Source organism: Hansschlegelia zhihuaiae (assembly GCF_004103825.1).
Lineage (GTDB): Bacteria > Pseudomonadota > Alphaproteobacteria > Rhizobiales > Methylopilaceae > Methylopila > Methylopila zhihuaiae.
Genome location: NZ_RYFI01000016.1, coordinates 79,902 through 100,218, shown reverse-complemented (window position 1 = coordinate 100,218; position 20,317 = coordinate 79,902). Strand labels below are relative to the sequence as shown.

Sequence of the window (20,317 nt, the reverse complement as noted above, 5' to 3'; positions counted from 1 at the left end):
CTTATTCCGCCGCTTCGAGGGAGCGCTCGGAGCGCGGGTCGTCGCTGACGCCGTAGAACTCCGCCGCGTTCTTCCAGAGGATCTTCTCGCGCGTCGACTCCGGCAGGACCCGTGGGATCGCGGCGTTCGGGTCGTCGAAGTCGAAATGCGGATAGTCGGTCGAGAACACCAGCACGTCGTCGGTGCCCATCAGATCGATGAGCTTCATCCATTGGTCGCCGGAGATGTCCTCGGTCGGCTGGGTCGACAGGCGAAGCCGTTCGCGGCAGTGCTGGCTCGGCAGTTTCTTGATCCAGGGGACCTCGACCCGCCCCTGCCGATACTCACGGTCGAGCCGCCACATCACATGGGGCAGCCAGCTGAAGCCGCCCTCAAGGATCATGAAGCGCAGGTTGGGATAGGCGTCGAACACGCCGTTCGCGATCAGGCTGATGACCTGCGGCATCATCGCGAGCGGCAGCAGCGCGTGCCGCTCCATGTAATGCAGTCCCATGCCATAAGGGCCTTGGGCGAAGGTCGTGTGGTGGAACGCGACCATCAGGCGGTTGCGGTCGGCGGCCTCGAAGATCGGTCGGTAGACCGGGTGGCCATAGGCGATGTCGTCGACGACCGGCAGCAGCACCTGCCGGACCTGCGGATGGGCGGCCATCCGGTCGATCTCGCGGGCCGCGGCCTCGGGGTCGCGCGCATTGACCTGGACGCTGCCGATGAAGCGGGGGTCCTTCGCGAGCCAGTGCTCGGCCACGTAGTCGTTGTAGGCGGCCGCGAGCGCGGTCGCGAAGCCGTATTGGAGCTTTAGGCCGGTCGGATAGAAATAGCCGGTCAGCACAGCGTGCGAGAGATCGTAGGCGTCGAGCAGCTGGTCGCGCATCAGCCCGTAGTCCGACACCGAGGCTGACCCGTCATTGCTTCGCACATCCGCACGGTTGCCGAGGCCGGGCGAGGTGTAGGCGAAGGGCTGGCTGAAGCCGCGCCACGCGCCGCCCGCGATCCAGCCGCGATAGGGCTCCGGCAGATAGGGAGCGAGATCCTTGATGCTCGCGAAGCTCTCGTGGACATCGGCGTCGAGCACTTTCATGGGCTCCCTCCGGGCTGCTGGCGCGGATCGGTATCCGCTGTCTGGCGCAATACTAACTTCAAAAAACGGAACTTCAAGTTCCATTTTTTATATAATTGACTGCCGCTCGCAGGCGCAACGGCGTCTTGCGGAACCGGCGTCGAAACGCCGGTTCCGTTTGTCTTTCAGAGACTTGCGGTGTATCGATCGGGCTTAAGCGGCTCCGAACGGCTTCGGCTTGGACCGCGAGAGCCGCGTCAGCAGATCCCGGAGCAGCGGGAACGCCAGCGACAGCAGCGCGAGGCCCATGAGCGTGCCGCTCAGCGGCTGTCGGAAGAAGATCGTCCAGTCGTCGTGGAACGTGATCATGCTGCGCGTGAAGGAGTCCTCGGCCATCGGACCGAGGACCGCGCCCAGCACCATCGGGGCGATCGGGATCTTGAAGCGGTCGAGGATCCAGGCGAGCACGCCGAACACGACGACGATCCAGACGTCCGAAAGGCTGTTGCGGTCCGCGAACGCTCCGACGAGCGTCAGCATCACGATGATCGCCGCCAGCACGCCGGTCGGGATGAGCAGCGCGCGCACCACCAGCGGGATCCACAGATAACCCAGCAGGCACATGCCGATGACCGAAGCGAACATCGACGCCATGATCGTGTAGACGATGAGTGTGGTGGCCTCGCTCTGGAACAGGAACGGCCCGGGCTGCACGCCCTGCAGCAGGAAGGCCGCAAGGATGACCGCGGTGGCTCCGCTGCCCGGCAGGCCGAGCGTCATCAGCGGCACCATGTGGCCGGCGACGGAGGCCGTCGAGGCGATCTGCGGAGCGACGATGCCTTCGGGAATGCCGGTGCCGAGTTTGTCGCCACGCTTGCCGTACTGCTTCTCGACGCCGTAGGCCACGAAGGACGAGATGGTCGCCCCCGCGCCGGGAATGAGGCCCAGCAGAGTGCCGAGGCCCGTGCTGCGGGCGAAGGTCGCGCGCAGGCCCCAGAGCTCGTTCCAACTTGGAAACCGGGTCGTGAAGCTGTCCTGGGCGGGAATCGCCTTGAGCGACGATCCATGGCTGAGCTTTGAGAGAATTTCGCCGTAGCCGTACATGCCGACAAGCACCATCACATAGGGCACGCCGTTCATGAGCTCGGTGAAGCCGAAGGTGAACCTCTCGGCGCCGTAGGTGCCGTCGATGCCGACTGTCGACACGAGGAGGCCGAGGCACAGGCTGATCAGCGCGTTCGGCAGGGAGTTGCCGGCCAGCGCGACCACGGTGGTCAGGCCGAAGAAGACGGCGGCGAAATATTCGGGCGCGCCGAAGCTGAGCGCCAGATTCTTGAGCGGCGCCGCGAGCGCGATCATGACGATGGTCGAGACGAGGCCGCCGGTCAGCGCCGCGACCAGCGCCCAGCCGAGCGCCTTGGCGGCCTCGCCGCGCTTCGTCATGCCCCATCCGTCCCAGAGCAGAGGCACGTCCATGGGCTCGCCGGGGATGCGATAGAGGATCGCCGTGAAGCAGCCGGCGTAGGTGCCGGACATGTAGATCGCGGTGAGCAGAATGATCGCCGGTCCGAGCTCCATCGAATAGGTGAAGGGCAATGCGAGCACGACGCCCATCACGAGGCCGAGCCCCGGGAGGATTGAGACCAGCATTCCGAACATCAGGCCGATGAACAGAGCCAGGAGCTCGTTCATCTGGAACAGTTCGGCGAAGCCGCGCCCGAGCAGGTGGAGAGTGTCCATGTTCCGGTCCGTCGATTACACGCCGAACAGCTTCATCACCGCGAAGGAGACCCACGAGAACGGTGGGCTTCCAGTGGGAAGAGCGACGAAGATCAGCTTCATGAAAACGAAAGCGAAGACGGCGGCGATCGCCAGCGACATGATCGCGACCAGGCCGGGCCGGCGGGGGCCTCCGAGCCACATCAGGCCCGCGACGTAGAAAAGCGTGCCGATGACGAAGCCGACGGTGTTGAGCGAAAGCAGGTAGGCGACCGTGATCGCCACCGCGCCGAACACCGCCCATGGCGGACCGGCCTCGTCGTCCTCCCAGCCCTCGGCGTCCTGCGCGGGCTCGTCGGCCGCCGGGCTCATGAGCAACCGGCGCCCGATCTCGAAGACGCAGACTCCGATCATCAAGGAGATGATGAGCTTCGGCCAGCGATCCGGGCCGATCTGGCCCGGAATCTCCATGTAGGCGATGCGGCCGGCGACCACGTAGAGCGCGAGGCCGACGGCCAGAATGATCACGTAAGGCGCAAGTCGCCTGAGCCGCGTCGCCACGGACATGTCTTGGTCCTTCGCTGAGCTCTGCGCGGAGCGTTACTGGCTGGCGGACTGGGGCTTCGGCATCAGCGCTGCGAACTCGGCGAGCCACCCCTTGATGAAGGGCAAGGCCTGGTCGGACGCGACGTAGCTGTCCGGCTGGGCGTATTGCTGGCTCAGATAGGCCTTGTATTCGGCGCTCTGCGCGACCTTGCTCAGCGTTTCCGAGAGCCGCTTCACGATGGCCGGATCGGTGTCGCCCCGCACCACGACCATGCGGAACTGCGAGAGCCTGACGTCGATCCCGAGCTTCCCGGAATAGGGCACGTCCTCGAAGCCGGCGGCGGGCTTGTCGCTGAAGAACAGCACCGGTTTGATCTGCTTGCCGTCGAGGAAGCTGCGGACGTCGCCGGCCTGTTCGTAGACGACGTCGCTCTGTCCGCCGATGACCGACGCGTAGCGCAGTCCGGGCTCCGCGAAGGGAATGCCCTGAAGCTTCGCGCCGCGCTTGGTGAGCAATTTGGTGCTGAGGTCATCCGGGCTGTTGTAGCCGGTGATCGCGACCTTCAGCTCCTTGTCGCCCTTGGCGATGTCCTCCCAGCCCTGGATCGGCCCCGAAGCGCTCACGAACAGGCCCGAGCGCTGCTGGATGAGCACCGCGACCGGAATGAACTGCTCGATCTTGAAGCGCGAATTCGGCGCCGCCAGCGTCGCGAAGGTGTCGGCGGTCATGATCTCGATCGTGTAGCCGTCGGCAGGCGAGGTCAGCAGCTTCTGATGGCCCGTCTGTCCCGTCGCGCCGGGCATGTTGACGACCGGCACCGAGACCTTGAGCTCGGGCTCCATCAGCTTGCTCGCCATCCGGGCGACCTGGTCGGCGCCGCCGCCCGGTCCCCAGGGCACGATGAAGGTTATGGGCCGGGACGGGTAGGCGTCCGCGGTCGCCGGAACCGGACCAAGGACCCAAGTGGCCGCAATGCAGGCGGCAAGCGCAAGAAGACGCTTCGACATGACGTTCTCCCCAGTGTTCAAGCCAAGGTTCCGGCGTTTGGAGGGACGCCGCCCCGGTCTTTGTTCAGATGCGGCTGACCCCCTCAAAAGCGCCTGCCGATGTTGCGAGCTTGACACAGCCGAACTGGTATATCTACAAAAAATGGTACCGTTCGTTTCGAAAATGAATATTCGATGAGCCAAACCGATCGTCCGATCGAGCTGCGCGCGCATCTGATGCGCCTCCCGCTCACCGTGCCCTATCGCCTTGTCTTCGGCGATCTGAGGCATTTCGACGTCATCCTCGTCGGCGTCAGGGACGCCGACGGCGCATGCGGCTGGGGCGAAGCGACGATCCTGCCCGGCTATACCGACGAGACGGTCGAGCAGGGCTGGGCGCTGACGCGCGAGGCGGTCTCCACCGTCCGGACGACGGCCGGCGCGCGCGCCTTTGGGAGGGTGGCGAAAACCCAAACTCCGTTTACGGCCACCGCTTTTCTCACGGCTGTCGACTGGCTCGATCGGCGCCCCGCTCTGCGTCGAGCGGGACGGGTGGAGCTGCTTGGAACCGTCAATGGCAAGGTCGACGACCTCGCCGCGCTGGAGGCCGAGATCGAGTCGCTCCTGGCCCACGGCTATCGCACCCTGAAGATCAAGGTCGGCTGGGACGTCGCAAGAGACCTTCGGCAGGTCGCGGCCGTGAGGTCGATCGCAGCGGGGCGCGCGAGGCTGCGGATAGACGCCAATCAGGGCTATTCGATCGGCCAGGCGGTCGAATTCCTGACGCGGCTCGACCCGACGGACGTCGAACTTGTCGAACAGCCCTGCGCCGCCGGCGATTGGGACGCGGCGGTCGCCGCCAAGCGCGCCTCCGGCGCTCCGATGATGCTCGACGAGTCGATCTACGGACTGGAAGACATCGACCGGGCGGCCTCGCTCGGCTGCGCCGACTACGTGAAGCTGAAGCTCATGAAGCTCGGCGATCTCGACACGCTCGAGGCCGGGCTCCGGATGATCGCCGACCGCGGCATGAAGGCGGTGCTGGGCAACGGCGTCGCGTCGGATCTCGGATGCTGGATGGAGGCCTGCTGCGCGCTCGGCGGCGTGCGCTCGGCCGGAGAGATGAACGGTTTCCTCAAGACGCCGGCGCGCGTCCTGCGTCCCGCCCTCGTGGTCGAGGGCGCCGACATCGTCGTCACAGGCGACGCGCCCGAGATCGACGAGACCGTCCTGCAGTCCCATACGGTCGCGGCCGCGGGCGCCTGGCGCAGCGACGCGCCGGCAGGCCGGAGTTCCGCCCCACAGTGGTCGGTTGAGGCGACGTCGTGATATTGCACGCTCCGATTGGAGGACATGCGACGGCCTCCGCCGACTTTGAGGAGCGTCAAGACATGTCGATCGAGACGGATGGCGAGCGCGGAGGCACCGCGATCCAGAAGGCGTTCCGTCTCATGCATGTCCTGTTTTCGGCCCCCGGCCCTCAGCCGCTGTCGGACCTCGCCGAGCAGCTCGACATGCCCAAACCTTCGGTCCACCGGCTGCTCAATCAGCTCGAGGAGGTTGGCGTCGTTCAGCGCGACCTGGCCGGCCGGGGCTATACGGTCGGCCCGTCGGGCGTGCGGCTCGCGGTCGAAGCGCTGTCGGCGCGCATGCGTCAACCGCAGGTCCGGTCCATCATGCGCAGGCTCGTCGATCAGATCGGCGAGTCCTGCAATCTCTCGATCCTGAACGACGACGAGGTGCTCTATCTCGAGCGCGTCGAGTGCGACTGGCCGTTGCGCATGCAGCTCTCGGCGGGCTCGCGCGTTCCGATCCATGCGACGGCTTCGGGAAAGCTGCTCATCGCGCAGCTGACCCCGCGGCAGCGCCAGAAACTGCTGCAGGGCCTGCGCCTCGAGAAGTTCACGCCGAACACCATCACGGATCCCGAGGCGATCGAGGCGGAATGCGCGGCGATCCGCGCCTGCGGATACTCGATCAACCGCGAGGAATATCACCGCGGGCTGATCGGCGTCTCAACGCCGATCTCCGACAAGGACGGCGCGGTGGTCGCGACCGTTTCGATCCACGCTCCGGTCTTCCGCATGTCGGCGGACGCGGCGCTTGGCCATCTTCCCCTTCTCCAGCGCGCTGCGGTCGAGATCGCGGAGGAGGCGGGGCTTCGGGACTAAGGAACGGCTCGCCGCCCTAGCGGAAGCCGAAAAACAATCGGGAGGCTTTTATGCGGCTGCAGGGAAAGGTCGTCGTCGTCACGGGCGGCGCGAGCGGTATCGGACGGGCCATGTGCGCCGCCTTCGCATCGGAAGGAGCGCGCGTCGCCGTGGCCGATCGCGACGAGGACAAGGGCAGGGCGGTCGCCGATGAGCTCGGCGCAATCTATGTCCGCACCGACGTGACGAGTTCGGCCTCGGCGAACGCCATGGCCGAAGAGGTCCATTCCAGGTTCGGCCGGATCGACGTGCTGGCCAACAATGTCGGCGTGCGGGTGGTCAAGCCCTTCCTCGATCACACCGACGCCGACTGGGACGTCATGATCGCCACCAACCTCACCGGCCCGTTCTTGTGTTCGCGCGCCGTCGTGCCCTTCATGCAGCGCGTCGGCGCCGGCCGCATCATCAACACCGCCTCGATCGCGAGCTTCGTCGGACGCCCCAACCGCGTCGCCTATGTGGCCGCGAAGGCCGGCCTGCTCGGCATGACGCGCGCGATGGCGATCGACCTCGGCGGCTCAGGCATCACGGTCAACGCGCTCGCGCCGGGCTCGATCAACTCGCCGATGAACTCCGCCCATGCGGCGGACGAAGAACACGACTGGGGCAAGGAAACGCCCGTCGGCCGTTGGGGGCGCGCGGAGGACGTCGCGAACGCGGCGATCTTCCTCGCGCTCGACGAGTCGAGCTACATCACCGGCGCCGAGATCAAGGTCGACGGCGGCTGGGTCTCGACCAAGGCGCGCGCCGGGGAAATCGCCGCCTGACGCCTCCGGAAATCCTTGCGAGCCGTCAACGCGCAAGCGCCTATTGACGGCGCTCGATCACGGCCGAGAAACTCCGGGCGCGCGCCGCGGCGCTGGCGCAACGAGAGGCGGTGGGATCGGCGTGCCGTCGCACGTTTCGTTGCAGCTCGCTTGTCGTCACAGTCCCGATCAGTACCATCTAACCATTATAAGCCATTGCGCGCTTCTATCGTAACACGACGTTTCCTTGCGCCAAGCTACGTCTTCCGCTCCAGCGGGACATGATGTAACGGCGCCCCGGCGCTTCGATCAGAACGTACATCGCGACCGACAATGCGAGCGCTAAAATAGTCGTTCCCAAAGCCCATGACCACGGAGATGACGAGATATCACTGCCGATAAGATATTTATTCAAAGCGAGGACTATTTGCGCGGCCGGTATGTGCGTTAAGTAAAACGAGAATGACAGCCGGCCGAGAAAGACGAACAGAGGCCAGTTCAACGGGCCGCGATTCATAGACGCTCCGGCCAATATGAGCGGAGCCCAGACGATGACGGTCAGGCCATTGTGCAAGACGACGTCCGATATCTCCCCCTCCATCAGGACGACGATCGTTATCAATAAAACAAAAGTTACAAAAAATATCAAAGGCCTTTTGAGCCGCCTGTCACGCGACCAGTAGGCGAAGAGAATAATGCCAAATAAGAATTCAGAGATCCGCAACGGCGGAAAATACATTATAAATTGGGACAATAGATCTGTGGCGGGGTTGACATGGGCTTCGTGGCTGGTCAGCGCGAAACCATGACCTTTCAGGGACCATAACACGTCAAGAGCGTATACCGTCACGACCCAGCAGAGGGTCGTTGCGACGAGCCATCTCGTGGGGCGCTTCAGGATTTTCAGAAAGATGAACGGGAACAGCAGATAAAAGAAGAACTCCGTCGAGACCGACCAACTCGGACAATTTATGGAACATGCCGCGCCCGGAACCCAGGCGTGTAGTCCCAGCGGCGCGAGCAGGACAGCGCTCGCCGCCAGCAATTTTTGATCAGGTTCGTCGATCTGCGCGACGGCCTTGATAAAAAAAGGCAAGCCGATCAGCAGTGAAAACAAGAAAGCCGGGTATATTCGCGCAACTCTGGCCAAAAGATAGCCATATATACTTGACAAGTCCGCTGATTTATAATTATATGAAAGAATAAATCCTGAAAGCATGAAGAAAAAAGTGACGCCGGTATATCCGAGCGACGCCGCTGGCGGCGAGGCGTCGCGTTCAAAAAACAGCACGGAATAGTGAAAATAGACGACATATAAGGCTGCTCCGAATCGGAGTGATGTCAAAGCATCGATCTGCGATACGCGAGGATGAGCCAGGATGGGCATGCTGTTCCCTTCGTGCGCCAGTGGGCTCCTAGACAGGGCATGCCGCCGGTCTTGTTTCTTCCCATCAAGGATCGACCGTCATGGAGGAGGCGGCAATGGAGGAAAGTTGAGTACTCCTCTTCGAAAATCGTCAGTCGGATCGCGCGCCTCCGCTGTGGCGAGGACGCCGACCGATGTCGGTGCATCGGGCGCCCTCGGGCCGGTGCGGATGCGCGAGGCCGGGATCGCCGCGCTTGAACGCCTCGTCGGCTGAGGAGCGCTTGAACTCGACTTCCCACAGCTGGTGCTTCGAACCGCGCCGTGGTCGAAAGCGCTTATCTCTGTGGTCGCCGACCCTCGGCTCGTATGTCGGGGCGAGAACGCCGGCCGACGGGGGGGCGTCTTCGACCCGTTACGACGTGCCGCGCCAATCGCGGCGATGACGGCCTGCGACGAATTCGAGGCTGGCGCGGACCCCCGTTAGGGCGTTCGACGCCAATGGCGTGCTCGACGATCTGGGGGAGGAGACTTGTATCTCAACGAGGGCGCAGCTCGCGCGCTCCCCGGCTGAGTGCATGAGTTCTTCGCAAAAAGTCCAAAATATACATAGTATCGTCGAAATCAATAACAATAAATATTCATACTCACCGCAGAGACGTCAATCAAAATCTTCGAGATTGAGCGATCGCCATCCGTGTGTCTCGAATAACATTCATCATTTCTGATCTCGTTTGTGCTATATCGCTCAACAAGACGTGAGCAACGCGTCGCAATCGTTCGTTCTTGGCGAAAATTTGCTGACCAGTCTCGTACAGCGCGCGGATTTCCGCCTCGCGCCCATCCGAAACTAGCGCGAAATCGGAAAACGTGCGGTTGACAGATGGCCTGTCATCGCGAGGCGACGTCACGCCGTTCAACCGGTCGTCCACGATCTCTTCGATCGTTGGAGCAAATTCGTCTGTCATATCCAGATCGGCGGGCCGCAGGTTCACGCCTCGTCGAGACGGCGAGAGCGTCGCCATCTTATGATCCGCAACGTCTGCATGTTGCCAGCACCTGCCGGTTTCTCCAGCTAACCGCCCACAGCGATAGCCTTTCAGAATCCAACTTTCAGGCTTGTCGCAGCCTGGTTTCCATTCGAGAACCCGACGGTATATTGTGGCGCAACATCGCTCAACCATGATCAACCACACGTTGCGCTGTCGGCAGACAGCTAGGAGCCAACGTCGGCGAGGCGCTTGCTAAGCAACCGATAGATTCAGATATACAGGCGCAGGCAAGAGCAGCCCCAGAAGCCGAGCAACGAGCGAGATATCAAACTCCAACTCTTGTAATTAAAAATGTGACATAAGTTAGTGCGTGTTTCAATAGGGCCCATGATTGTCTCTCGTGGTCGGCAGATCACCAGCCAAACGGCTCGGACATCTGTTTGTGGCGGCATTCAGGCGCTGGCGTGGCCAGATCCATTCGATCGCTTGACATGCGCGATCCGGCCTGACGGGCGCAGCGGAACCGCGATCCTCGGGCCGTGACGTCCGGCCCCGGTCAGGGCGACCGCGGCCGCCGCCTCCTCGTCGTCGGCCTCACCGGGGCCTCGCGCGTCAGGTCGGACGCCGCGCGCCCAGCCGGGCGCTCCGCCATAAGCGACTTCAGCCGGCTACGGCTATGGCGGATTAGTCCCGGCGCGCGTCGATCACGGCTGCGACGACCTGTTCGTCCGCGACGATGAGCAGGCGAACGGCGCGCGTCCTTGATCGTCATCCGCCGGCGTCTGGACCGACTGGGAACCGGAGGCGCACGACGAGCCCACTCGTCAGGAACTCGAGCGAAGCTCCGCCTCGTAGATTGTAGGACGCTTCCCGCTCAATAAGCTGAAGTCCGAAGCCGTTGCTGCTCCGCCGCTCGGCCGGAGGTCCCCCGATCTCCCGCCAGACGAGCGCGATCTCATCTCCATACGAGGTGGTTTCGCGAGCGGCGTGGAACTCGATCCTTCCTTCCTCGCCAGTCAGCGCGCCATACTTCCAGGCGTTGGTCGCGAGTTCGTGCAGAATCATGCCGATCGACAGCCCGTGCCGCGGGTTGAGCCGGATGGGTTCGAGTTTCAGCTCCACCCGTTCCATCCCAAAAGGCGACAGCGCCTGGAGGACGACGTCCTCAAGCGCCGCCGTGCCACAGCTCTCGTGAGACAGCAGCGCGTACGAACGGGACATCGCTTCGAGCCGTCGCGAGAAGGTTTCATAGAACGAGTCAAGCGACGGCGACGTGCGCTTGGTGCGCTGGGCGATCGCCAACACCACGGTGAGCATGTTGTTGACCCGGTGATTTAGCTCCGCGATCAACATGCGCTGATGAAGTTCCGCCTGAGCGAGCGCGGAGACGTCCATCACAGTCATCACCACGCCGGCCTTACGACCGTCGCTGTCGCGGTAGGGGGCGATCCGGGTGAGATAGTGAGCGTCGTTCTCGACGGCGTCGGTCCGTCGCTCGAAGACGTCGTCGGAGCCCAGGGCGTTCAGGAGGTCGTCGCCCATTTCAGGATAGGCGAGCCGGCTCGACAGGTCGGTCAGCGGCCGACCGACGTCGGACGGCAGGATCTTGAAGATCTCCGTCGCCGCTGGGGTGAATTTTCGGATCGTAATGTTCCTGTCCAGGAAGATCGTCGCGACGTCCGTGTTCTCGAAAAGGTTGTGTAGATCCGAGTTGGCGTGATCGAGCGCCTCGACCTTCGCGTTCAGCTCGACATTGACGGTGTGGAGCTCTTCGTTCACCGACTGGAGCTCTTCTTTCGAAACCTCGAGCTCCTCGTTGGTTGACTGCATCTCCTCGTTGACCGAGAGCAACTCCTCGTTCGACGCTTTCAGCTCTTCGAGCGCGGTCTCGTATTCTTCGATCATTGACTGAAGTCGTTCGCGCGTCTCGCGCAGATCGCCCTCCAACTCGGCGCCGGAGCCATCCTTGTCGGCGGGGCGGGATTGCGCCTCTTCGAGCGACATGGGAGGCCCGTTGTCTGTGAAAGTGATGAGGAAAAGCCGCTCCTCCGGACCGACCGGCAGCGGCTCGGCGGCGATCGAGACCCTCTGGACGCGACCGTTGTCGCTCTCGAACTCGACGCCGTCGCGTCGCGCCTGCTCGTTGCTGTTGGCGGCTTCCTGACAGATGGCGCGAAGGGCGAGACGAAGACCTTTTCGCGCCATCGGAATGAGCTGGCGAATGGGCGCCCCGGCCGGGGCCTCAAAATACTTTCCGGTGCGCGTTGAGAAATGAACGATGTCGCCATCCTGGTTCACCACGACATGTGGCGGCGAGTGGTGCTCGATCACCCAGGCGTCCACGGTTTGGCGCAGCGGCGATAGCCCCGGCGGGAGCGTGCGCGGCGATCTCGCCGACACCTGAGACGGCCAGTAGAGCCCAGGCAAATTCGGCCGCGGGACCGAAGCGCCGTCGTCCCGCGTCCGGAAGATTCTGTTCTTCTTGTCGACCGGCGCGAACAGCTCCTTGAATTGCGCGACGTTCTCGGACGATCCGAGAAACAGATAGCCGCCAGTGCGAAGCGAATATCGGAAGGTCGGGATCACCTGCTTTTGCGCGTCGGACCCGAAGTAGATCAGCAGATTGCGGCACGACACCAAGTCGATATGGGAGAACGGGGGATCCCGGAGCACGCTGTGGGGCGAGAAAATGCAGAGGTCCCGGACGTCCTTGGAAACCACGAAGCTGGCGCCGTCACGCGCGAAGAAGCGGTTACGCCGTTTCTCTGAAACGCCCTCCAGCAGGGCGCACGGATAGCGCGCGGCCCGCGCCACGGCGAGCGCCCGTTCGTCGATGTCGGTCGCGAAGATCTGCACGCGCGCCACGTTGCGCAGGCCATCCATGTGCTCGCGCATCAGCATCGCGATCGAGTAGACCTCCTCGCCGGTGGCGCAGCCTGGCGCCCAGACCCTGATGGCGTCGTCGGCCCCACGGCCCTCGAACAGCTTCGGGATCACCGCCTTGCCCAGCGCCTCGAATGCTTCCGGGTCGCGGAAGAAGTTCGTCACGCTGATGAGAAGGTCGCGGAAGAGCGCTGAAACCTCCTTCGGCTCCTTGCGGAGCAGTTCGACATATTCCGGCAGCGCTTCGAGATGCGTCACCTGCATGCGCCGCTGGACGCGCCGCAGGAACGTCTTCGGTTTGTAGCCGCTGAAATCGTGTCCCGTCTGACTTCTCAGGAGAGCGCAGATCTCGCTCCGCGGGGATTCGCCTCCGTCTTCCTGACCGGACTCGCCGGCGGCGGCGAGGCTTTCGACCGCCGCAAAGCTGCGGCTGAACTCGGCGATCCTTCCACCCATCTCTCCGACCGGAACAGCGAGGTCGATCATGCCCGTCAGGATCGCGCTCTCCGGCATCTCGGAATAGTCGTGGGCGCTGCCGGTCACGATCTGGGCCATCGTCAGGCCGCCATGTTCCTTGATCGCCTTTACGCCGAGCGCGCCATCGGCGTCCCCGCCGGACAGGATGACGCCGACCGCGCAGTCCCTTCGGTCCTTAGCGAGTTCGCATAGAAAAATGTCTATCGGCCGGCGCTCCCGTTCGCCGTTCGCCGGCGTCCGGAGCTGGAGGCGACCCGCGCGGAAACCGAGGAAGGCGCCGGCGGGAAGAACGTAGACGTTGTCGGGGAGCACCTCCGCGGCGTTTGTCGCGACATGGACGGGCATCGACGTGCGGCGCGCGATGATCTCGTGAAGCAAGCTTTCGTGGTCGGGGCTGAGATGCGTGACGACGACGAAGCCGACGCCTGTGTCGACCGGCATCCCCTCGAAGAACTCCTGCAGCGCTTCCACGCCTCCAGCCGACGCGCCGATGCCCGCGATCGGAAAAAGGTGCGCTTCTGACGCCATGATCCGACTCCCGGCCGCCAAAAAACTGCGGATGGGCGGGACCTGATCGACCTGTAGATGGTCGTCTAGGGCCGCTCGCGGCCGAGGAACGCCAAAGGCCGGAAGCGTCCGCTAAGTCGCGTACCAACGTAGAACTACCGCGCGCTTGGGACAATGGGACTGGCCAGCCGCGGCCGGGCGAGCGTCGGATCCCGCGCGGCCATGCGCCACCGGGCGGGCGAGGCCCACATCGCGTCGATCGGCGCTCATGGGATCATGGGAGATCGCCGCTCAAAAGGCGCTACTCCCTCAATCGCCATTTGCCGGTCTTGTGCCGACGACGCGATCCGTTCTCTCTCTAGGAAGGCCGTGACGGCCAGCGCCCCGCGCTACGTCGAGACGTGGTCTCGCCGGCTCGCCATGAGGGACGATCGTAGCTTCCCACCGCTCCTTCCAGGGGGAGGGCCCGGCATCCGACATTCACCGTCGATCATTCCGGTGAGCCGGCCGCTCCTCGGCAGCGCCGAAGCGTCGGCCGCCGCCGGCGTCATCCGCTCAAACTGGCTGCCGCAGGGCGGCGAAGTGGCGGCGTTCGAGCGCGAGTTCGCGGAACGCGTCGGGGCGCTGCACGCATGCGCCGTCGCCAACTGCACGGCTGCGCTCCACCTGGCGCTTCTGGCCGCGGGGATCACGCCGGGGGACGAAGTCGTCCTGCCAGGCGAGACCCACATCGCTTGCGCGAACACGATCCGGATGTGCGGAGGCCAGCCGGTGTTCGTCGAAACCGAGCCCACATGCAACATGGATCCGACTGCTCTCGCCGCAGCCCTGACGCCCCGGACGCGAGCGATCCTTTGCGTGCATCAGATGGGCATGCCCTGCGATCTTCCGCGCATTCTGCCGATGGCTCGAGCCGCCGGCATACTGGTCATCGAGGACGCGGCATGCGCGTTCGGCTCGAAAATCCTCATCGACAGTGACTGGGAGCTGGTCGGACGGCCGCATGGCGACATCGCCTGCTTCTCTTTCAATCTCCAGCAAGTTCTGACCACTGGGGAAGGAGGCATGCTGACGACGGCGAGGTCGGCATGGGACCGCCTCTTTCGCTTGTTGCGCGGACACGCCGTTGGCGCAGAAGACGGCGTCGAGGACGTGGTCGGCGCGCCGCCGGTCGAGACGCAGCGCTGGTCCGGTTACAATTATCGCCTCACCGATCTGCAGGCGGCGATCGGACGAGAGCAATTGCGCCGGCTTGACGCCGTCGTCATCGCCCGGCGCACGCTCGCGGCGCGATACAAAGTGTTCCTGGCTGACCTAGAGGTCGTATGTCCCGACGAACAGGCCTGGGCGCAATCGAACTGGCAAGGTTACTGCGTGCGCCTGCCTGAGGACGTCTCGCTCGCCGTCGTCGTGACAGCCATGAAGGCGCATGGCGTGACGACGGGCCATTTCGTCACGCCGCGCGTCGATCTTGGCGAGACCTACGCCCATGCGGCGGACCCGTGGGCCTCGCCGGCTGGAAGAAATACGGCGGGTCATTGCCTTCGGCTGCCGCTGTTCGCCACCATGTCCGAACGATTGCAGAGACGCGTCGCCGTCGCGCTCAAGTCAGCGATCGAGACGGCGCGTCGCGGACTGTGAGATGAGCCCAGGATGTGTGGCTGCGCCGGATCAGCGGGCGCCTTTCGCGCCAAGTACGGCAAGCGGCGTGCGGAAGATGATGTAAAGATCGAACCAAAGCGACCAGTTCGTGATGTAGAACGAGTCCTGCATCTGTTGGACGGCCAGATCGCCGTCGCTGCGCGACGAGATTTGCCAAAAGCCGGTGAGGCCGGGGGGCACGCTTGACCTCAGCTCCTGGAACTCCTTGTCAAAACTCTGAAGATGGTAGTCCGGAAACGGCCGGGGTCCGACCAAGCTCATCTGTCCCAGCGCGACGTTGAGGAGCTGCGGCAGCTCGTCGAGGCTCGTGCGGCGCATGAAGGCGCCGATGCCGGGAAGTGTGCGCGGGTCGTCGCGCAGCTTGAAGAAACGCGACCATTCGATCTGCGCTTCCGGGTGCAGAAGGAGGTGCTCCTGAAGCCTGCGTTCGGCGTCGACATACATCGTCCGCAGCTTCAGCACGCTGAACGTCCTGCCGTTTCGCCCGACGCGGACCTGCCGGAAGAAGACGGGCCCGGGGCTCAGACTCTTGATCGCGATCGCAAGGATCAGGACGATGGGCGCCGCCGCGAGCAGCATCGGCGCCACCATCAGGCAGTCGAGTCCCCGCTTTAGCGCGAGGCTTGAGCGTCGATAGATGTCGCGGCGGACGTCGAAGCCGATCGCGCCGTAGAGAGCGCGGATCCGCGGGCAGGAGATCGAGCCTGGACCTACGCCGTGTGAGATGACGACATGGCGGAACGGAAGGCGCAGCAGGTCTGCGTGCGCGCCATGTCCGTTCTCGCTCGCCGGCGCGATCGCGACGTCGACGCTGCGGCAAAGCCGGGGGGCGTCGCCGAGGTCGCCGAGCAAAGGAAGCGGGAACGCCGGGTCCGCGCCGTCGGGCGCGCCGATGAGCCCGATCGGCCGCAGTCCGAACTCCGGATGGGCGAGAAGCGCGAGCGCGAGGTCGCGGCTTGCGGGGCCAGCTCCGATCAAGGCGGTCGGAACGCCCCACCACCACCGCGTCTTGAGCAGCCCGCGAAGAAGCTCCTCGCCATAATGTCCGACCACGAACATCAATAGGCCGACGCACGCCACCTCGAGCGCGACCCAGAGCGAGAACGATCCGCCGCCGGCCGCGACCGTCAGGCTGACGCAGGCGAACAGCGCGATGCCGACGCCGCGCAGCCTCAGCCGGGCGACCGGATCGAGTCCCCATTCGGCGTAGAGGTTGAGCGCAAGGAACGCCGCCAGGCAGCCGGCGGCCGGGATCGGGAGCGCCTCCGACGCCTCCGACAAGCCGAGCGCAGGCAGGAGTCGAAGCGCGGCGGCTTCGCAGCTTAAGGCGATCGCAAGGTCGCCGGCCACGAGGGCTGTGAACACGGCCGCGCGCCGCCCGGCTCGCGCCGCGATCGCGCGCGCCCGAGCCAGCCCATCTCCTGCGGCGAGCGCCGCGACCGACGTCGTGAGAGGAGCGGCGGTCGGCGGGATGGCCAGTCGCTGCGAAGCGATGTCCATGAGGGGCTCCGGACCTGATCAGGATGGGGGCGCCCGGCCGCGATGGATGCGGCCAGGCGGATCCGGGACCGCTATTCGGCCGCGATGGCGGGCGTAGCCGGCGGCGCGCCGCGCTCGGCGTCCTGCGAGACGCAGGCCTCGATCCAGGCGTAGGTCGAGACGAGGCCGTCGCGCAGCAGCGTCTTGGGTTCCCAGCCGAGCACGGACCGCAGCCGCGAATTGTCGCTGTTGCGGCCGCGCACGCCCTGCGGCTTGGAGACGTCGTGGGTCTTCACGACCGTCTTGCCCGCGACGCCGGCGACGATGTCGACCAGCTGATCGACGCTGACGAGTTCATCCGTGCCGAGATTAAGCGGCGCGGCGTGGTCCGACTGCATGATGCGGTAGATGCCCTCGACGCAGTCGTCGATATACATGAACGATCGGGTCTGCTTGCCGTCGCCCCAGATCTCGATCGTGTCGCCGTCCTTCACGCCGGCGACCTTTCGGCAAATTGCCGCCGGCGCTTTCTCCCGACCGCCGTCATAGGTTCCGAGCGGGCCGTAGACGTTGTGGAACCGGACCGAGCGGGTCTCGATCCCATAATCCTCATGGAAGTACTGGCACAGCTTCTCCATGAAGAGTTTCTCGAGGCCGTAGCCCTCCTCCGGTTCGGCCGGGAAGGCGTCCTCCTCCTTCAGCGGCGTCACGTCCGGCTCATGCTGGAGGTACATCGGGTAGACGCAGGCGGAAGACGAGAACAGGAAGCGCGGGATCTTCGCCTCGCGCGCCGCGTGGATCATATGGGCGTTGATCAGCGTGTTGTTGATCGAGATTTCGGCGTGCGAGCCGCTGATGTAGCCGATGCCGCCCATGTCGGCCGCGAGGTGGTAGACTTCGTCAACGCCGCCGATCACGGCTCGGCAGTTCTCTGCGAGACGAAGGTCGCAGACGGTGAATTTGTCGGCCGCCGAGGCTTCGTATTCAGGCGCCTTGATGTCGACGCCATGCACCCAATAATCTTTTTTAACGAGGTATTTGACGAGATGATGACCGATAAAACCGCCGGCCCCCGTCACCAGTGCTCGCTTTTTACTCATCGTTATCTCCCGTATATAGAGCAAATAGCAGCATATTCAGGAGGTGATGAGGGCTCCAATACTATATGGGGGTAACTCAAGCCGCTCGGGGGTCCTCCCTTTGGCTCTGCCGGCCGATCTTGGCGGACGCCAGACGGGCGGCCGCCAGAACCAGGAAGGCGGGCACGATGTGAAGGTAGCGACGCCACAGGCGGCGGGGTTCCGAGCAGAGCCGGAACAGCCATTCGAGGCCGCGCTTCCGCATCCATTCCGGCGCCTGGCTCTTGACGCCCGCGAGGAAATCGAACGCCGCGCCGACGCCGACCATCACAGGCGCCTCGATGCGTTCGCGATGCGCCGCCATCCAGCGTTCCTGCTTGGGCGTGCTGAGGCCGACCCACAGGATGTCCGGACGCGCTTCGTTGATCGTGCGCACCGTCTCCTCGTCCTCCTCGGCGCTGAGCTCCCGAAACGGAGGCGAGATCAGGCCCACGACCTGGAGGCCGGGATGCGCTTCGCTCAGGCGGTCGCGAAGCCGCTCCGCGACGCCGGGCGCGCCGCCATAGTAGAAGTGGCGGTAGCCGCGCGCCGGCGAGAGCGCGGTCAGCGCGAGCATGAGATCGGGGCCGTAGACCCGTTCGATGTGGTCGTGGCCGAGGCGCCGGGCGAGCCACACCAGAGGCATCCCGTCCGGCGTCACCATGTCGGCGCGATTGTGCAGCGCCTGCAGGAATCGGTCGCGCCGGCTCTCGATCACGCCATGGACGCCGGTGATGCAGACGTAGCGCCGGCTCCGCTCCGCGATCCAGCTCGCCATGGCGTCGACCGCGTCGTCCATGCGGATGAGGCTGACATGCACGCCCAGCAGGTCGACGCGTGCGGGCGTCATGTCGCGAGGCTCGGCAAGGGCAGGACCGGGTCCGCCTGTCCGGCGATCAGCCGGTCGAAATAGGCGATGGTGTGCTCGAGGCCGTCTTCGAGCGACACCTTCGGCCGCCATTTGAGCAATTCGCGCGCCCGCTCGATATCGGGACGCCTCCTCGTCGGATCGTCTTCCGGCAGCGGCCGGCGGACGATCTGCGAGCGCGAGCCCGTGAGGTCAATGACGAGCCGCGCGAGTTCGCCGATGGTGATCTCGGTCGGGTTGCCGATATTGACCGGCAAGGGCACGTCGCCCGGCACGTTCATCAGGCGCATGAGGCCCTCGACGAGGTCGTCCACATAGCAGAACGAGCGGGTCTGCTCGCCCTCGCCATAGATCGTGATCGGCTCGTTCCTGAGCGCCTGGACGATGAAGTTCGACACCACCCGGCCGTCGTTCGGATGCATGTTCGGGCCGTAGGTGTTGAAGATGCGCGCGACGCGCACGGCCAGATGGTGCTGGCGGCGATAGTCGAAGAACAGCGTTTCGGCGCAGCGCTTGCCTTCATCGTAGCAGGCGCGCGGCCCGAAGACGCTGACGCGGCCGCGATAGTCCTCGGTCTGCGGATGGATCTCGGGATCGCCATAGACCTCGCTGGTTGAGCTCTGGAGGATCCGACAGCGCAGGCGCTTCGCCAGTCCGAGCATGTGAATGGCGCCGAGAACGCTCGTCTTGATCGTCTGGACCGGGTCGTGCTGGTAATGGATGGGCGAGGCCGGGCAGGCGAGATTGTAGATCTCGTCGACCTCGACATGGAGCGGCAGGGTGATGTCGTGCCGCAGCAGCTCGAAGCCGGGGCTCGACTGCATGTAAGGCTGCACGTTGCGGCGCGAGCCCGTGAAGAAATTGTCGACGCACAGGACGTCGTGTCCCTCGCCCAGCAGCCGCCCGCACAGATGCGAGCCAATGAAGCCGGCGCCGCCGGTGACGAGAATGCGCTTCTGCATGGCACGGCTCCACGTCGATTAGGACTGAAGCAGGCGCATGCGGGCCGGCGCGCCTCAATTGCTCATGCGGACAGTCGCGCCTCGCCGGCGAAGACGCTCGAATTACCCCTCCCCGTCGCGCCGTTTGGTCCTGGACGCCGGACAGACCTGCCCGGCTCGTCCCGTCTGAGAGCTTTGGAGTAATCCCAAAGCGCGCCGCCGCCTTCCCGATGGGCGCGGGGCCGATCGCGTCGGCAGAATTAGTCTTTCCCTCGCGAACGGGCGGCGCCCGGTCGGGCCGGATCGTCCGGCCGCGACCGCGCGCTCCGTCCGGCCGACGGAGGATCGATGACACGGGAGCGACATCGCCTGAATGGCGCGACGAGGCCGATGGCGGCGTTTGCGGCCGCCGTCATGCTGGCGGCCCCCGCAGCGACCGTCTTTCCCGGTCAGGCGAGGGCGCAGACCGCGTCCGCGCCCTACCGTCTGGCTCCGGGCGACCGGATCAGCGTCGTGGTGCTCGGTCAGACGGAGCTGTCCGGCGACGTGCTGGTCAGCGACGGCGGCGGCGTGGGTCTGCCGCTTCTGGGCGCGATCGATCTGCGCGATCGGACGCCGCTCGAAGCCGAGAAGTTGATCACCGGCCAGCTCAGCCAAGGCTATCTCGAGCGGCCCATCGTGACCGTGCGGATCGTCGAGTTCCGGCCGGTCTACGTCATGGGCGGGGTGCGCACGCCCGGAAGCTATCCCTTCCGCTATGGC

General features: G+C 64.7%; 16 protein-coding genes. 5 read left to right on the top strand and 11 right to left on the bottom strand.

The window, feature by feature from the left end; all coding sequences use genetic code 11:
* Position 1: 1 nt before the first annotated feature.
* The 4 genes from EK403_RS16300 to EK403_RS16285 form a co-directional block, all read right to left on the bottom strand.
* The gene (locus tag EK403_RS16300) at positions 2–1,078 is read right to left on the bottom strand and encodes an amidohydrolase family protein (RefSeq protein WP_128778530.1); all 1,077 of its coding nucleotides are present in this window, start codon (positions 1,076–1,078) and stop codon (positions 2–4) included.
* Between the two features lie 192 nt (positions 1,079–1,270).
* Positions 1,271–2,797: a tripartite tricarboxylate transporter permease gene (locus EK403_RS16295; RefSeq protein ID WP_128778529.1), complete on the bottom strand. Its 1,527-nt coding sequence runs from the start codon at positions 2,795–2,797 to the stop codon at positions 1,271–1,273.
* Positions 2,798–2,812: 15 nt separating this feature from the next.
* The gene (locus EK403_RS16290) at positions 2,813–3,343 is read right to left on the bottom strand and encodes a tripartite tricarboxylate transporter TctB family protein (protein ID WP_128778528.1); all 531 of its coding nucleotides are present in this window, start codon (positions 3,341–3,343) and stop codon (positions 2,813–2,815) included.
* Positions 3,344–3,376: 33 nt separating this feature from the next.
* Positions 3,377–4,330: a tripartite tricarboxylate transporter substrate binding protein gene (locus EK403_RS16285; protein WP_128778527.1), complete on the bottom strand. Its 954-nt coding sequence runs from the start codon at positions 4,328–4,330 to the stop codon at positions 3,377–3,379.
* Positions 4,331–4,504: 174 nt separating this feature from the next.
* On the opposite strand from EK403_RS16285, the gene EK403_RS16280 reads away from it, so the two are divergent.
* The 3 genes from EK403_RS16280 (at position 4,505) to EK403_RS16270 (ending at position 7,286) form a co-directional block, all read left to right on the top strand.
* Positions 4,505–5,638, top strand: coding sequence for a mandelate racemase/muconate lactonizing enzyme family protein (locus EK403_RS16280; RefSeq protein ID WP_128778526.1), 1,134 nt, complete (start codon positions 4,505–4,507; stop codon positions 5,636–5,638).
* Between the two features lie 62 nt (positions 5,639–5,700).
* Positions 5,701–6,480, top strand: coding sequence for an IclR family transcriptional regulator (locus EK403_RS16275; protein ID WP_128778525.1), 780 nt, complete (start codon positions 5,701–5,703; stop codon positions 6,478–6,480).
* A 50-nt stretch (positions 6,481–6,530) separates the two neighbouring features.
* Entirely contained in the window at positions 6,531–7,286 is a 756-nt protein-coding gene (locus EK403_RS16270; RefSeq protein ID WP_128778524.1) for an SDR family NAD(P)-dependent oxidoreductase, read from the top strand.
* Between the two features lie 205 nt (positions 7,287–7,491).
* Here EK403_RS16270 and EK403_RS16265 read toward each other — a convergent pair whose 3' ends face one another.
* The 3 genes from EK403_RS16265 to EK403_RS16255 form a co-directional block, all read right to left on the bottom strand.
* Positions 7,492–8,652, bottom strand: a complete 1,161-nt coding sequence (locus EK403_RS16265; protein WP_128778523.1) for an acyltransferase family protein — start codon at positions 8,650–8,652, stop codon at positions 7,492–7,494.
* Positions 8,653–9,293: 641 nt separating this feature from the next.
* Positions 9,294–9,653, bottom strand: a complete 360-nt coding sequence (locus tag EK403_RS16260) for a hypothetical protein (protein ID WP_128778522.1) — start codon at positions 9,651–9,653, stop codon at positions 9,294–9,296.
* A 735-nt stretch (positions 9,654–10,388) separates the two neighbouring features.
* Positions 10,389–13,508 carry a CheR family methyltransferase gene (locus EK403_RS16255; protein WP_128778521.1) on the bottom strand — a complete coding sequence of 1,040 codons (3,120 nt, stop codon included), beginning with the start codon at positions 13,506–13,508 and terminating at the stop codon, positions 10,389–10,391.
* 153 nt (positions 13,509–13,661) lie between these two features.
* Between EK403_RS16255 and EK403_RS16250 the strand changes: the two genes are divergently transcribed.
* Positions 13,662–15,128, top strand: coding sequence for a DegT/DnrJ/EryC1/StrS family aminotransferase (locus EK403_RS16250; RefSeq protein ID WP_245479741.1), 1,467 nt, complete (start codon positions 13,662–13,664; stop codon positions 15,126–15,128).
* Between the two features lie 30 nt (positions 15,129–15,158).
* Here EK403_RS16250 and EK403_RS16245 read toward each other — a convergent pair whose 3' ends face one another.
* The 4 genes from EK403_RS16245 to EK403_RS16230 all read right to left on the bottom strand — a co-directional run bounded on the left by EK403_RS16245 (position 15,159) and on the right by EK403_RS16230 (position 19,576).
* Positions 15,159–16,649: a sugar transferase gene (locus EK403_RS16245; protein ID WP_128778520.1), complete on the bottom strand. Its 1,491-nt coding sequence runs from the start codon at positions 16,647–16,649 to the stop codon at positions 15,159–15,161.
* A gap of 71 nt (positions 16,650–16,720) precedes the next feature.
* Positions 16,721–17,728 carry an NAD-dependent epimerase/dehydratase family protein gene (locus EK403_RS16240; protein ID WP_128778519.1) on the bottom strand — a complete coding sequence of 336 codons (1,008 nt, stop codon included), beginning with the start codon at positions 17,726–17,728 and terminating at the stop codon, positions 16,721–16,723.
* Between the two features lie 76 nt (positions 17,729–17,804).
* A complete protein-coding gene (locus EK403_RS16235; protein WP_128778518.1) occupies positions 17,805–18,596 on the bottom strand; it encodes a WecB/TagA/CpsF family glycosyltransferase in 792 nt (263 codons plus the stop codon).
* The gene (locus EK403_RS16230; RefSeq protein WP_128778517.1) at positions 18,593–19,576 is read right to left on the bottom strand and encodes a UDP-glucuronic acid decarboxylase family protein; all 984 of its coding nucleotides are present in this window, start codon (positions 19,574–19,576) and stop codon (positions 18,593–18,595) included. Before EK403_RS16230 ends, EK403_RS16235 begins: the two co-directional genes overlap by 4 nt.
* A 327-nt stretch (positions 19,577–19,903) precedes the next feature.
* Here EK403_RS16230 and EK403_RS16225 point away from each other — a divergent pair.
* A partial coding sequence (locus EK403_RS16225; protein ID WP_206659566.1) for a polysaccharide biosynthesis/export family protein occupies positions 19,904–20,317 on the top strand: 414 nt, incomplete at its 3' end.